The sequence below is a fragment of the Mycobacterium sp. MYCO198283 genome (assembly GCF_021213805.1).
Taxonomy (GTDB): Bacteria; Actinomycetota; Actinomycetes; order Mycobacteriales; family Mycobacteriaceae; genus Mycobacterium.
This window is the reverse complement of record NZ_JAJQJI010000004.1, coordinates 371,165-383,574: the sequence shown is the minus strand read 5'-3', so window position 1 is coordinate 383,574 and position 12,410 is coordinate 371,165. Positions and strand designations below refer to the sequence as shown.

The window sequence follows — 12,410 nt, the reverse complement described above, 5'->3', positions numbered from 1 at the left end:
TTCCGGCCCCCGTGGCCGGACACCATTGAGGCACAGATAGTCGTAGAACTTCGGGCGGAGGATGTCGGCTGATTCCGGCCCCCGTGGCCGGACACCATTGAGGCACAGATAGTCGTAGAACTTCGGGCGGAGGATGTCGGCTGATTCCGGCGCCCGTGGCCGGACACCATTGAGGCATGTAGCTCTGCTGCTTGGCGGTCCCGATCATGTCGACTGATTCCGGCCCCCGTGGCCGGACACCATTGAGGCTTGATCAGCACCTTCTGCATGGCGGGCTACCTTCTTCTGATTCCGGCCCCCGTTGCCGAACACCATTGAGGCACGTACGTGACGCGCGTCGAGTCGGATGCCGTGGCCTGATTCCGGCCCCCGTGGCCGGGCACCATCGAGTCGCTCCCCGTCCACCACCACCGAGCCCCCGAACTGATTCCGGTCAAGGACGCCACGGCCGGTGCCATGAAGCGGCACTAGTCGCCCACAATGCCGAACGAATACGAAGGAGAGGCGTCAGTCCTCCGGGTTGTAGCCGAGGTTCGGCGCCAGCCAGCGCTCGGCTTCCTGCAGCGTCCAGCCCTTACGGCGCGCGTAGTCGGCGACCTGGTCCTGCGCCAGCCGGCCGACCACGAAGTACTGCGACTGCGGATGCGAGAAGTACCAACCACTCACGGCGGCGCCCGGCCACATCGCCATCGACTCGGTCAGCTCGATGCCGGTGCGCTTCGTGACGTCCAACAGCGAGAACAACGTCACCTTCTCGGTGTGCTCCGGGCACGCGGGATAGCCAGGGGCAGGCCGGATTCCGCGGTATTTCTCGCCGATGAGCTCGTCGTTGTCCAGCTGCTCGTCGGGCTGATAACCCCAGAATTCCTTACGGACCCGCTGGTGCATCCGTTCGGCGAACGCCTCGGCCAACCGGTCGGCGACCGACTCCAGCAGGATCGCGCTGTAGTCGTCGTTGGCCGCCTTGAACTCCATGATCTTTTCCTGGCTGCCGATCCCTGCGGTCACGGCGAACGCGCCGATGTAGTCGGCGATCCCGGTGTCCTTGGGCGCGATGTAGTCCCCGAGCGACCGATTCGCGATGCCGTTGCGGTGCTCGCCCTGCTGGCGCAGGTTGTGCAGCACCGTCAGTACCTCGGTGCGGGTGTCGTCGGTGTAGACCTCGATGTCGTCACCCACCGCGTTCGCCGGGAAGAAGCCGATGACGCCGTTGGCGGTCAGCCAGTGCTCCTTGATCGCGGTGTCGAGCATCTCCTGGGCATCCTCGTAGAGCCTGCGGGCCGCCTCCCCCGAAGCCGGGTTGTTAAGGATGTCGGGGAAGCGACCCTTCATCTCCCAGGCGTTGAAGAACGGCTGCCAGTCGATGTACTCGCGCAGTTCCGACAGGTCGTAGTCCAGGAATTCGCGCACGCCGAGCCCTTGGGCAGGCACCGGCGGTGTGTAGCCGTCCCAATCGATCGGCGTGCGATTCGCGCGGGCCTTCTCCAGCGTCAGCATCGGCCGCTCGTTCTTCTGAGCGTGCCGTTCCCGCAAGGACGCGTAATCCTTTTCGGTGGCCTCCAGCAACGCCGGCCGCTGCTTGTCGTCGAGGAGGGCGGCCGCCACCGGCACAGAGCGCGAGGCGTCCTTCACCCAGACCACCGGGCCGGAGCGACGCGGCGCAACCTTCACCGCGGTGTGGGCGCGCGACGTGGTCGCGCCGCCGATCAGCAGCGGAATCTCAAGCCCCTGGCGCTCCATCTCCACGGCGAAGTTCACCATCTCGTCCAGCGACGGCGTGATGAGGCCGGACAGCCCGACGATGTCGGCGTCGTGCTCTTTCACCGCGTCCAGAATCTTCTGCGCGGGCACCATCACTCCGAGGTCGATCACCTCGAAGTTGTTGCACTGCAGCACGACCCCGACGATGTTCTTGCCGATGTCGTGGACGTCGCCCTTGACGGTCGCCATCACGATGGTGCCGTTGGTGTCCTTCTTGGCCGCCTCACCGGGCAGCGGTTCGGCCTTCTCCGCCTCGATGTAGGGCAGCAGGTATGCGACAGCCTTCTTCATCACGCGGGCCGACTTCACGACCTGCGGCAGGAACATCTTGCCCGAGCCGAACAGGTCGCCGACGACGTTCATGCCGTCCATCAGCGGGCCCTCGATCACCTCGATCGGCCGACCACCGGCCGCGGCGATCTCGGCCCGCAGCTCCTCGGTGTCGTCGTCGACGTGGGCGTCGATGCCCTTGACTAAGGCGTGGGTGATCCGCTCGCGGACGGGCAGAGAGCGCCACTCCGCCGCCGCCGGATCCTCGGACTTCTCCGACGAGTTGAACCGTTCCGCGATCTCCAGCAGCCGCTCCGCCGCGTCCGCTCGACGGTTGAGCACGACGTCTTCGATGCGCTCGCGCAGCTCGGGGTCGATCGAGTCGTAGGGCACCAGCGCACCCGCGTTGACGATGCCCATGTCCAGGCCTGCCTTGATGGCGTGGAACAGGAACACCGAGTGGATCGCCTCGCGGACCGGGTTGTTGCCGCGGAACGAAAACGACACATTCGAGATACCGCCGGAGATGTGCACCCCGGGCAGGTTCTCCTTGATCCAGGCGCAGGCCTCGATGAAGTCGATCCCGTAGGTCGCGTGCTCTTCGATGCCGGTCGCGAGCGCAAAGCAGTTCGGGTCGAAGATGATGTCCTCGGCGGGGAAGCTAACCTCCTCGGTCAGGATCCGGTAGGCGCGTCCGCAGATCTCCTTGCGGCGTTCCAGGTTGTCGGCCTGCCCCTGCTCGTCGAACGCCATCACGACGACGGCGGCGCCGTACTTGCGGCACAGCCGCGCCTCGCGGATGAACTTCTCCTCGCCCTCCTTCAGGGAGATCGAGTTGACGATCGGCTTGCCCTGCACGTTCTTCAGGCCGGCTTCGATGACCTCCCATTTGGACGAGTCGATCATCACCGGCACGCGGCTGATGTCCGGCTCGGCCGCGATCAGCTTGGTGAACCGGTCCATCGCGGCGACGCCGTCGATCATGCCCTCGTCCATGTTGATGTCGATGACCTGCGCACCGACCTCGACCTGCTGCAGAGCCACCGACAGCGCGCTGTCGTAATCCTCCGCCTTGATCAGGTTGCGGAACCGGGCGGAGCCGGTGATGTTGGTGCGCTCACCGATGTTCACGAACAGGGAGTCGTCGTCGATGTTGAGCGGCTCCAGGCCCGAGAGGCGGGTGGCCACCGGGATCGTCGGCACCTGGCGCGGCGGCTTGCCCTCGACGACCTTGGCGATTTCGGCGATGTGCGCCGGCGTGGTGCCGCAGCAACCACCGACCAGGTTGACCAGACCGGCGTCGGCGAACTCGGCGACGTAGGAGGCCTGCCGCTGCGCGGACTCGTCGTACTCGCCGAACGCGTTGGGCAGGCCCGCGTTGGGATAGCAGGAGACGAACGTGTCCGCGATCCGCGACAGCTCGGCGATGTAGGGCCTCATCTCCGGTGCACCCAACGCGCAGTTCAGGCCGACCGCGAGCGGTTGCGCGTGCCGGATGGAGTTCCAAAATGCTTCGGTGACCTGACCGGACAGCGTGCGACCCGAGGCATCGGTGATGGTGCCCGAGATGATCACCGGCCAGCGGCGTCCGCGCTCCTCGAACAGGGTCTCGATGGCGAACACCGCCGCCTTGGCGTTCAGCGTGTCGAAGATCGTCTCGACGATCAGCAGGTCGGCGCCGCCGTCGACCAGACCCGTGGCCGCCTCCTGATAGGCGGCAGCCAACTGATCGAAGGTGACGTTGCGGGCGCCGGGATCGTTGACATCGGGGGAGATCGACGCGGTGCGCGTCGTCGGGCCCAACGCGCCGGCGACGTAGCGGGGCTTGTCGGGGGTGCTGAACTCGTCGCAGGCTTTGCGGGCCAGGGCGGCGCCGGCGTAGTTGAGCTCGTAGCTGAGCTCCTCCATGCCGTAGTCGGAGAGCGAGATCGCGTTGGCGTTGAAGGTGTTCGTTTCCAGCAGGTCGGCGCCCGCCTCGAGGTACTCGCGGTGGATGCCCTCGATGATCTGGGGCTGCGTCAGCGTGAGCAGGTCGTTGTTGCCGACGACGTCGCTCGGCCAGTCCTTGAACCGCTCACCGCGGTAGCCGGCCTCGTCGGGCCGGTCGCGCTGGATCGCCGTGCCCATCGCACCGTCGATCACCAGGATCCGGCGGCGCAGCGCTGCTGTCAGCTCGTCGGTGCAGTCGGGGCGGATGTTCGGCTCGAACGCACCGGCTCGCCGGCCATCGGCAACCGTCGGCTCGACCGTGCTCGCATCGACAGGGCTCACGTGCACTCCTTCCATGACGGAAGGCGTCCTTGACTTCGCCGAGCGTGGCGGATGCCCGGGTAGCCCCGGATCCGTTGCAACGCCTCTCGACCCGGAAAGTCTACGTCGTCACCCGATCGACGTCTGGACGCCCGACGGGACGACCCGACCGCCGCCGACCCGCTCGGCGATCACGGTGTCCCCGCGCGACAGGCCGCGACTTTCGTCGACGATGCCGTCGCCATCAAGGTTAACCACCGCGCGGCCGGAAGTATTCGCCGGCGGCGTCGGCGCCGTCAGCTGCGACAGCGCCTCGGGGATCGCGGTGCGGCGGTCGGGCAATACCGCGCAACGGCTCCCCGCCAGGCGGATGGCCGTAGGCTGAGAAGGTGACCCCGTCGACCTTTGGCGGCCGTCAAGGCCCCGAATTACCAGAATTGCACGACACCGTTCTGGTGGCGGCGTTCGAGGGTTGGAACGACGCCGGGGACGCCGCCAGCGACGCGCTGGAGCACCTCGACGCCATCTGGGAAGCGCAGCCGCTGCTCGAGCTCGACGACGAGTCGTACTTCGACTACCAGGTCAATCGGCCGGTGATTCGGCAGGTCGACGGCGTGACGCGCGAGCTGGTGTGGCCGTCGATGCAGATCTCGCACTGCCGGCCGCCGGGCTCCGACCGCGACATCGTGCTGATGCACGGCGTCGAGCCGAACATGCGGTGGCGGACGTTTTGCGCCGAGCTGCTCGCCATCGCCGACAAGTTGAACGTGTCGACGGTGGTGATCCTCGGCGCGCTACTCGCCGACACCCCGCACACGCGGCCGGTCCCGGTGTCCGGCGCGGCCTACTCCCCCGATTCGGCGCGCCACTTCAACCTCGAGGAGAGCCGCTACGAGGGGCCGACCGGCATCGCCGGGGTGTTCCAGGACGCGTGCGTCGCGGCCGGCATTCCCGCGGTCACGTTCTGGGCGGCGGTCCCGCACTACGTGTCGCAGCCGCCGAACCCGAAGGCGACGGTGGCGCTGCTGCGCCGGGTGGAAGACGTCCTCGACATCGAGGTGCCGTTGGCGGATCTGCCGACCCAGGCCGAGGAGTGGGAGCAGGCGGTCACCGAGATGACCGCCGAGGACGACGAGATCGCCGAGTACGTGGCAGCGCTGGAGGAGCGCGGCGACGCCGAGGTCGACCTCACCGACGCGCTGGGCAAGATCGACGGCGACGCCCTGGCCGCGGAATTCGAGCGATATCTGCGCCGGCGCGGGCCGGGCTTCCGGGGCTGATCTCAGAGCGACACGCCCAGCAGCGCGTCCACGGCGGCGCGCACCTGCTCGGGCGCGTCGGCGTCGTGTCCGCCGTACTCGAGTGCGTCGGTGGTCCACCCGTCCACCGCGGCCAGCGCTCGCGGCGTATCGAGGTCGTCGGCCAAATAGCGGCGGAGCCGACCGATGAGATCGGTGGTGTCGGGCCCGGCGGGCAGCGTCACGGCTTGCCGCCACCGAGCGAGCCGCGCCTGCGCGTCCGCGAGCACCGCGTCGCTCCAGGACCGGTCGGCGCGGTAGTGCCCGGCCAGCAGGCCGAGCCGGACCGCGGCAGGGTCCACCCCGTCGGCGACGAGCCGGGACACCAGGACGAGGTTGCCGCGGCTCTTGCTCATCTTGTGGCCGTCCCAGCCGATCATCCCGGCGTGGACGTAGAGCCGCGCGAAACGCCGCTCGCCGGTGACACATTCGGCGTGAGCGGCGGAGAACTCGTGGTGCGGGAAGATCAGGTCGCTGCCGCCGCCCTGGATGTCCAGGCCGGTGCCGATGCGGCTCAGCGCGATGGCCGCGCACTCGATGTGCCAGCCGGGGCGGCCCGGGCCGAAGGGCGACGGCCAGCTGGGCTCGCCCTCGCGGGCCGCCCGCCACACCAGCGCGTCGAGCTCGTCCTGCTTGCCGGGCCGATGGGGATCGCCGCCCCGCTCGGCGAAGAGCTGCGCCATGGTGTCGCGGTCACAGCCGGATTCGTAGCCGAACTGCTCGGTCGCGGACGCGCGAAAGTAGACGTCGGGGTACTGCGGGTCGTCGACGACGTAGGCCGCCCCCGCCGCCAGCAGCTTCTCCACCAGCTCGACGATCTCGTCGATGACCTCGGTCGCGGCGATGTAGTCGCGCGGCGGCAGCACCCGCAGCGCCGTCATGTCGGAGCGGAACAGGTCGGTCTCGCGGTCGCCCAGCTCGCGCCAGCCGATGCCGTCGCGCGCGGCGCGCTCGAACAGCGGATCGTCGATGTCGGTGACGTTCTGCACGTAGTGCACGTCGTGGCCGGCGTCCAGCCACAGCCGGTGCACCAGATCGAACGTCAGATAGGTGGCGGCGTGGCCGAGGTGAGTGGCGTCGTACGGCGTGATCCCGCAGACGTACATCGTGGCCGTCGCGCCCGGTGAGACGGGCCGCACCTGCCGGTCGGCACTGTCGTAGAGGCGCAGCGCCGGACCACGACCCGGCAGCGTCGGCACGGACGCGGACGGCCAGGAATGCATGAGGACGACTTTAGGCGTCGGCCGTCAGGACACCGCCCGGCGGATGGCGTCGAGCAGCGGGCCCGCAACCTCCGGAAGGCACATCAGCAGGTCCGGTAGATAGGGGTCCAACCGGTTGTACCGCATCGGGGAGCCGTCCAGCCGCGACGCGTGCAAGCCGGCCGCCAGCACCACCCCGGCCGGCGCCGCCGAATCCCACTCCCATTGCCCGCCGGCGTGCACGTAGGCGTCCGCGTCACCCCGCACCACGGCCATCGCCTTCGCACCCGCGGAGCCGAGAGGCACCGGCTCGATGGGCAGGCTGCGGCTCATCCAGTACAGGATCGACGGCGCCCGGGTGGCGCTGACGGCGATGCGGATCGGGCGGTCGATCCCCGGTCGGCCGGCGACGGGCGCCGCGGCGACGGTGTCGCTGCGGTACACCTCGCCCTGGGCGGGCAGCGAGACGGCGGCGTCGGTGATCTCGGCGCCGCGCTGCCACAGTGCGATGTGCACCGCCCAGTCGGCGCGGCCCCGCGACGAGAACTCTCGGGTGCCGTCGAGCGGGTCGATGATCCACACCCGGTCGCGGCGCAGCCGCACCAGATCGTCGTGCGCCTCCTCGCTGAGCACGGCGTCATCGGGGCGCACCTCGCGCAGCCGCTGCAGGATCAGCGCGTTCGCCCGCCGGTCGCCGGCGGCCCCGAGCTCCCACGGGTAGTCGAACCCCACCTCGTCGCGCACGTCGAGGAGCAACTGCCCGGCCTCCTCGGCGAGCTGCGCGGCCAGTGCGGCGTCGGTCAGGGGCATGGCGATCAGTATTGCCGAATACTGGCGGGGCGAGCGAAGCGACGGCGGACGGTGGATCAGCTGACGACGGCTGGCCCTACCGCGTGACGCAGTACCGCTACGACGCGTCGGAACTTCTCTAGAACGCCGGCCACGGAATCGGTCGGCGGCGGTCGGGGCTCGGCATCACCGGGTTGCGCAGCAGGCCGCGGGCCCGGGCGCGGAGCGCGTCGACCTCGTAATCGGTGATCAGCGAGGCCAATTCGTCCGCGAGCGGACCGCCGAGCGCCGACAACAGCCCGTCCACCGCGGCCAGCGCGTCGTCGTCGACGGGTTTTCCGGCCCAGCCCCACAGCACCGTGCGGAGCTTGTCCTGCACGTGCAGGGTGACGCCGTGGTCGACGCCGTAGACCTGCCCGTCGACGCTCGTCAGCACGTGACCGCCCTTGCGGTCGGCGTTGTTGACGACCACATCGAAGACCGCCATCCGCCGCAACCGCTCGTCGTCGGCGTGCACCAGCAGCACCTCGTCGCCGGCATAGTCGTAGGCGCGCAGCACCGACAGATATCCGGGCGGCACCTTATCGGGCGGGAAAAGGTCCACCAGGTCCGGTGACGACGTCTCCGGGGGCTCGGGAATCCAGCGCTGAACCATGCCCTCACCGGCTGGCCCATCGCGGATGATGGTGTGCGGCACGATGTTCCAGCCCAGCGCCTCGCACACCAGGTACGACGCCCGTTCGCGACCGGCGAGGGTGCCGTCGGGGAAGTCCCAGAGCGGCTGCTCACCGGCGACGGGCTTGTACACGCACTGCGTGACGTGGCCCTGCCAACCGGCCTCGCACAAGTAGGTGGCGTTGCTGGCGGACCGGAGCCGCCCGACGACCGTCAGATCGCCCCGGCAAAGCGTGAGGATGTCGTCAGGACTCGGCGTCATCCGCCGGCCCGAGCCCGCCGCGGCGGTATCCGTTGGTGCGCACGCAGATGTGGCCGGCCGGATCGAGCGGCTCCTCACACAGCGGGCAGGGCGGGCGACCGGCAGAGATCACCCGGTTGGAGCGATTCGCGAACTGGCGGGCGGACTCCGGCGTCAGGAACACCCGCACGGCGTCGGGACCCTCCTCGGCGTCGTCCAGCACCACCGACGCGTCGAATTCGGTGTCGGTGACCGCCAGCAGCTCGACCACCACGGTCTGCGCCTCGGAATCCCAGCCGAGCCCCATGGTGCCCACCCGGAACTCCGCGTCGACCGGCGTGATCAGCGGGCTGAGATCCTCGACGTCGGCGGTCGCGGGCGGGATCGGCGTTCCGAACCGGCGGTGCACTTCGGCGAGCAGCGCGTCGATGCGCTCGGCGAGCACGGCGACCTGCTGTTTCTCCAGCACCACCGACACCACGCGGCCGTCGTGCACCGCCTGCAAGTAAAAGGTGCGGTTGCCGGGTTGCCCGACGGTCCCGGCCACGAAGCGGTCGGGTGAACGGAAGACGTGAATAGCGCGGGCCATGTCGATCACCAAAATACCGGCACTTCCGGTCCCGCCGTGAATCCGCGCGGTCCGGTCAGCCCGTCGAGCCGCCCACGGTGGCGTCGCCCGCGGCCGGGGCGTCCTCGGCCGGCGGCTTGACCACGACGTCGCCGGTCAGCCGGGGACCGGTGTGATTGACGTGCAATACGAACGGCCGCATCGGCGTGTACCGGACGACGCTCATCGAGGCGGGGTCGGCGGTGATGCGCTGGAAGCTGTCGAGGTGGGTGCCCAGCGCGTCGGCCAGCACCGCCTTGATGACGTCGCCGTGGGTGCAGGCGAGCCAGAGGACGTCGGCGCCGTGCTGCTCGGCCAGCCGGCGGTCGTGGTCCCGCACCGCCGCCACCGCACGCGCCTGCACCTGCGCCAATCCCTCGCCGCCCGGGAACACCGCTGCACTGGGCTGCGCCTGCACCACCTTCCACAGCGGCTCCTTCACCAGCTCGGCGATGCGCCGGCCGGTCCAATCGCCGTAGTCCACCTCGGCGAGCCGGTCGTCCACGACGGGGTCGATACCCAGCGCCGCGGCCAGCGGTTCGAGGGTGCGTGCGCAGCGCAGCAGCGGTGAGCAGACCAGCGCCTTGACGGGCAGGTCACCGACGCGTTCGACGAGCCCGGCCGCCTGCTCGCGGCCGCGGTCGTCGAGGTCGACGCCCTCGGTCCGGCCGGCCAGCGTGTGCGCCGCATTCGACGTCGAGCGGCCGTGGCGCAGCAGTATGACGGTCATCCCGGCGTCCCGCCGGTCACGCCGCCGCCAGGACGCCGGTGCCGAGCAGCACCATGACGACCACGCCCAGGACGATCCGGTAGGCGACGAACCAGTACATGCTGTGCGACACCAGGAACTTGAGGAACCAGGCCACTGCGGCGTAGCCGACGACGAACGCGATCAGCGTCGCGACCAGCAACTGCGGTCCGGTGGCGCTCATGCCCTCACTGACGGGGTTGAACGCGTCCGGCAGGGAGAACAGGCCGGAGGCGAAGACCGCCGGGATGGCCAGCAGGAACCCGAATCGGGCGGCGAGCTCGCGGTTGAGCCCGAGGAACAGGCCGGCGCTGATGGTGGCCCCCGAGCGGGATACGCCCGGCACCAGCGCAAGGCACTGCGCCAGCCCGACGACGACGGCGTCGCGCCAGGTCAGTCGTTCGACGTCGCGGAGCTGCCGGCCGACCCATTCGGCGACCGCGATGACGACGGAGAACACGATGAGGGCGACGGCGACGATCCAGAGGTTCCGGACGCTGCTGCGGATCGCGTCCTTGAACAACACACCGAGCACGCAGATCGGGATGGTGCCGATGATCACGTACCAGCCGAGCCGGTAGTGGGCGTCGCGGCGCTGCGGATTGCGCAGGCCGGCGAACCAGGCGGTGACGATGCGGACGATGTCGCGGGCGAAGTAGACCAGCACGGCCACCTCGGTGCCCAGCTGCGTGACGGCGGTGAACGAGGCGCCGGCATCACCGCCGAAGAACAGCCGCGACGCGATCGCCAGGTGGCCTGACGAGGAGACGGGCAGGAATTCGGTGAGTCCCTGCAGGACGGCGAGCACTGCGACCTGCGGCCATGACATGGCGGTCACCGAATCCACGCCGACGACCGTACCGGGTGGGGTTGGGCCGTCAGCCGAAGGGTTTGGTCGCGGGCCGCTCGACGGGCCGGGCCGCGGCCAGCGCGTCACGCACCGCGGCGACCACGCTGCGCTGATCGGTGAGGTCGATGTCGGTGAGCTTGCGCGAGGCGACCGCGACGACGTCGTCTCGCTGCGGCACCGGACCGGCCAGCCGCGGCCGGTACACCTCGACGACGAGGGTCTGCTTCTCCATGTGGAAGGCGAAGCTGCGGCCGCCGCTCAGGCGCCCGAACCCGCTGGCGTGGATGCCGGTGGAAATGTCTTCGAGCACGAACTCCGCATCGGCCGACGGCCCGTCGCCGACCACGTTCATGCCGGAACCGTACCGCCCCGGGAACCGCACATCGCGCGGGGCGCCGGAGGCCCTCCCCTACACTGACGATCCGATCGCCGCGCCCCTTGCACGCCTGAGAGCTACCCCTTGCCTTCGTCGCCAAACCCGGCCATTTCGGTGGTGTTGTCGCTGCTCGCTGTGCTGACCGCCTGCGGACCGACCGGCGAGGAGCCACCGCCGGCCACGATCACGCCGGCCACCGCGGTCGCGTCCCCACCGGCGCCCGGCCGGCCCGCCGGCGAGATCCGGCCGGTGGACGGCGCCGTGACCGCACTGATCTTCGACCCCGCCACCGGTTCGGCGGTCGCGCTGTCCGCGGCCCCGGCACCCGCGCTGACGGTGCTACCGGCCGCCGGCGGACCGGCTCGCCGCATCCCCGTGCCGCCGTCGGCGAACACCCTGACCGGCGACGGCCGCGGCGTCGCCTACCTGCCCGCCCGCGGCGGCTACCACCGCGTCGACCTCCGCTCGGCCGCCGTCACGACGGTCGCCGTCGAGGGGCAGCGCGACACCGACTTCACCGCCGTCGCCCACCGCGCCGACGGCAGGCTGGTGCTCGGCAGCGCAGACGGCGCCGTCTTCACGATGTCCTCCGAGACGCAGGTCGCCGAACGGCTGCCGATCTTCGCCCGCGTCGACGCGTTGGCGACCGTCGGCAACACCACCGTCGTCCTCGACCGCGCGCAGACGTCGGTCACCACCATCGACGCCGAGGGCCGCGGCGCCGAGCAGGCCCTGCGGGCCGGTGAGGGCGCCACCACGCTGGTCGCCGACCCGGCCGGCCGGGTGCTGGTCGCGGACACGCGCGGTGAGGAGCTGCTGGTGTTCGGCACCGACCCGCTGGTCATGCGGCAGCGCTACCCGGTGAGCGGCGGACCCTACGGGCTCGCCGGCTCCGCCGGGCTGGCGTGGGTATCGCGGACCGCGGTCAACGACGTCGTTGGTTACGATCTGTCGACCGGAATACCTGTCGAAAGGGCGCGTTATCCAGCCGTGCAGCAACCGAACTCCATGGCGTTCGACGACGCCACCGGCACCCTCTACGTGGCGTCGGCGACCGGCGCCGGCGTGCAGGTGATCGCGAACGCCACCGGCGGCGGCCGATGACGGCGGCGCGCGGCCGGATGCCGGCCGCCTGGGAAGCCGACCTCAGCGACGATTACGAGTGGATCCCGCTGCGGCTGCCGCCCGACGTGACCCGGCTGACCGCTTCGACGCGGCTGGCGATCGAGGCGGAGTACCGCGGCTGGGAGCTCACCCGGGTGCGGCTCTACACCGACGGCAGCCGACGGGTGCTGCTGCGCCGCCGCAAGCTCGCGCGCAACGCCGACCAGCCGGAGCTCTAG

General features: G+C 70.0%; 12 protein-coding genes. 3 read left to right on the top strand and 9 right to left on the bottom strand.

The features are described from left to right. Positions 1-507: 507 nt before the first annotated feature. Positions 508-4,317 carry a methionine synthase gene (metH, locus tag LV457_RS10760; RefSeq protein ID WP_308192185.1) on the bottom strand — a complete coding sequence of 1,270 codons (3,810 nt, stop codon included), beginning with the start codon at positions 4,315-4,317 and terminating at the stop codon, positions 508-510. Positions 4,318-4,410: 93 nt separating this feature from the next. After that, positions 4,411-4,623: a hypothetical protein gene (locus LV457_RS10755; protein WP_232170868.1), complete on the bottom strand. Its 213-nt coding sequence runs from the start codon at positions 4,621-4,623 to the stop codon at positions 4,411-4,413. Positions 4,624-4,670: 47 nt separating this feature from the next. Between LV457_RS10755 and LV457_RS10750 the strand changes: the two genes are divergently transcribed. Then, positions 4,671-5,561, top strand: coding sequence for a PAC2 family protein (locus tag LV457_RS10750; RefSeq protein WP_232170866.1), 891 nt, complete (start codon positions 4,671-4,673; stop codon positions 5,559-5,561). Between the two features lie 2 nt (positions 5,562-5,563). Here LV457_RS10750 and mshC read toward each other — a convergent pair whose 3' ends face one another. The 7 genes from mshC to LV457_RS10715 all read right to left on the bottom strand — a co-directional run bounded on the left by mshC (position 5,564) and on the right by LV457_RS10715 (position 11,043). Continuing rightward, positions 5,564-6,802 (bottom strand): cysteine--1-D-myo-inosityl 2-amino-2-deoxy-alpha-D-glucopyranoside ligase, encoded by a 1,239-nt coding sequence (gene mshC / locus LV457_RS10745; RefSeq protein ID WP_232170863.1) that lies wholly within the window; start codon positions 6,800-6,802, stop codon positions 5,564-5,566. A gap of 24 nt (positions 6,803-6,826) precedes the next feature. Then, positions 6,827-7,591 (bottom strand): 3'(2'),5'-bisphosphate nucleotidase CysQ, encoded by a 765-nt coding sequence (locus tag LV457_RS10740; RefSeq protein WP_232170861.1) that lies wholly within the window; start codon positions 7,589-7,591, stop codon positions 6,827-6,829. Positions 7,592-7,709: 118 nt separating this feature from the next. Then, positions 7,710-8,507, bottom strand: coding sequence for an SCO1664 family protein (locus tag LV457_RS10735; RefSeq protein WP_232170858.1), 798 nt, complete (start codon positions 8,505-8,507; stop codon positions 7,710-7,712). Beyond that, on the bottom strand, positions 8,491-9,075 hold the full coding sequence (locus LV457_RS10730; RefSeq protein WP_232170855.1) for a DUF3090 domain-containing protein: 585 nt from the start codon (positions 9,073-9,075) through the stop codon (positions 8,491-8,493). The genes LV457_RS10735 and LV457_RS10730 overlap by 17 nt, the downstream gene beginning before the upstream one ends. 55 nt (positions 9,076-9,130) lie before the next feature. Further along, entirely contained in the window at positions 9,131-9,823 is a 693-nt protein-coding gene (locus LV457_RS10725) for a histidine phosphatase family protein (protein ID WP_232170852.1), read from the bottom strand. A gap of 16 nt (positions 9,824-9,839) precedes the next feature. Then, positions 9,840-10,670 (bottom strand): undecaprenyl-diphosphate phosphatase, encoded by an 831-nt coding sequence (locus LV457_RS10720; protein WP_232170993.1) that lies wholly within the window; start codon positions 10,668-10,670, stop codon positions 9,840-9,842. 49 nt (positions 10,671-10,719) lie between these two features. Then, entirely contained in the window at positions 10,720-11,043 is a 324-nt protein-coding gene (locus LV457_RS10715) for a hypothetical protein (RefSeq protein ID WP_232170849.1), read from the bottom strand. Between the two features lie 108 nt (positions 11,044-11,151). Here LV457_RS10715 and LV457_RS10710 point away from each other — a divergent pair, with 108 nt between their 5' ends. Then, positions 11,152-12,171 carry a hypothetical protein gene (locus LV457_RS10710; RefSeq protein ID WP_239030560.1) on the top strand — a complete coding sequence of 340 codons (1,020 nt, stop codon included), beginning with the start codon at positions 11,152-11,154 and terminating at the stop codon, positions 12,169-12,171. Next, a complete protein-coding gene (locus tag LV457_RS10705; RefSeq protein ID WP_232170846.1) occupies positions 12,168-12,410 on the top strand; it encodes a DUF5703 family protein in 243 nt (80 codons plus the stop codon). The genes LV457_RS10710 and LV457_RS10705 overlap by 4 nt, the downstream gene beginning before the upstream one ends.

Bases quoted from the DNA above. Each gene is read 5' to 3' on its own strand.
- LV457_RS10705 (WP_232170846.1), top strand. From the start codon at position 12,168: ATGACGGCGGCGCGCGGCCGGATGCCGGCCGCCTGGGAAGCCGACCTC.
- LV457_RS10715 (WP_232170849.1), bottom strand. From the start codon at position 11,043: ATGAACGTGGTCGGCGACGGGCCGTCGGCCGATGCGGAGTTCGTGCTC.
- LV457_RS10735 (WP_232170858.1), bottom strand. From the start codon at position 8,507: ATGACGCCGAGTCCTGACGACATCCTCACGCTTTGCCGGGGCGATCTG.
- metH (WP_308192185.1), bottom strand. From the start codon at position 4,317: ATGGAAGGAGTGCACGTGAGCCCTGTCGATGCGAGCACGGTCGAGCCG.
- mshC (WP_232170863.1), bottom strand. From the start codon at position 6,802: ATGCATTCCTGGCCGTCCGCGTCCGTGCCGACGCTGCCGGGTCGTGGT.
- LV457_RS10725 (WP_232170852.1), bottom strand. From the start codon at position 9,823: ATGACCGTCATACTGCTGCGCCACGGCCGCTCGACGTCGAATGCGGCG.
- LV457_RS10720 (WP_232170993.1), bottom strand. From the start codon at position 10,670: ATGTCATGGCCGCAGGTCGCAGTGCTCGCCGTCCTGCAGGGACTCACC.
- LV457_RS10740 (WP_232170861.1), bottom strand. From the start codon at position 7,591: ATGCCCCTGACCGACGCCGCACTGGCCGCGCAGCTCGCCGAGGAGGCC.
- LV457_RS10730 (WP_232170855.1), bottom strand. From the start codon at position 9,075: ATGGCCCGCGCTATTCACGTCTTCCGTTCACCCGACCGCTTCGTGGCC.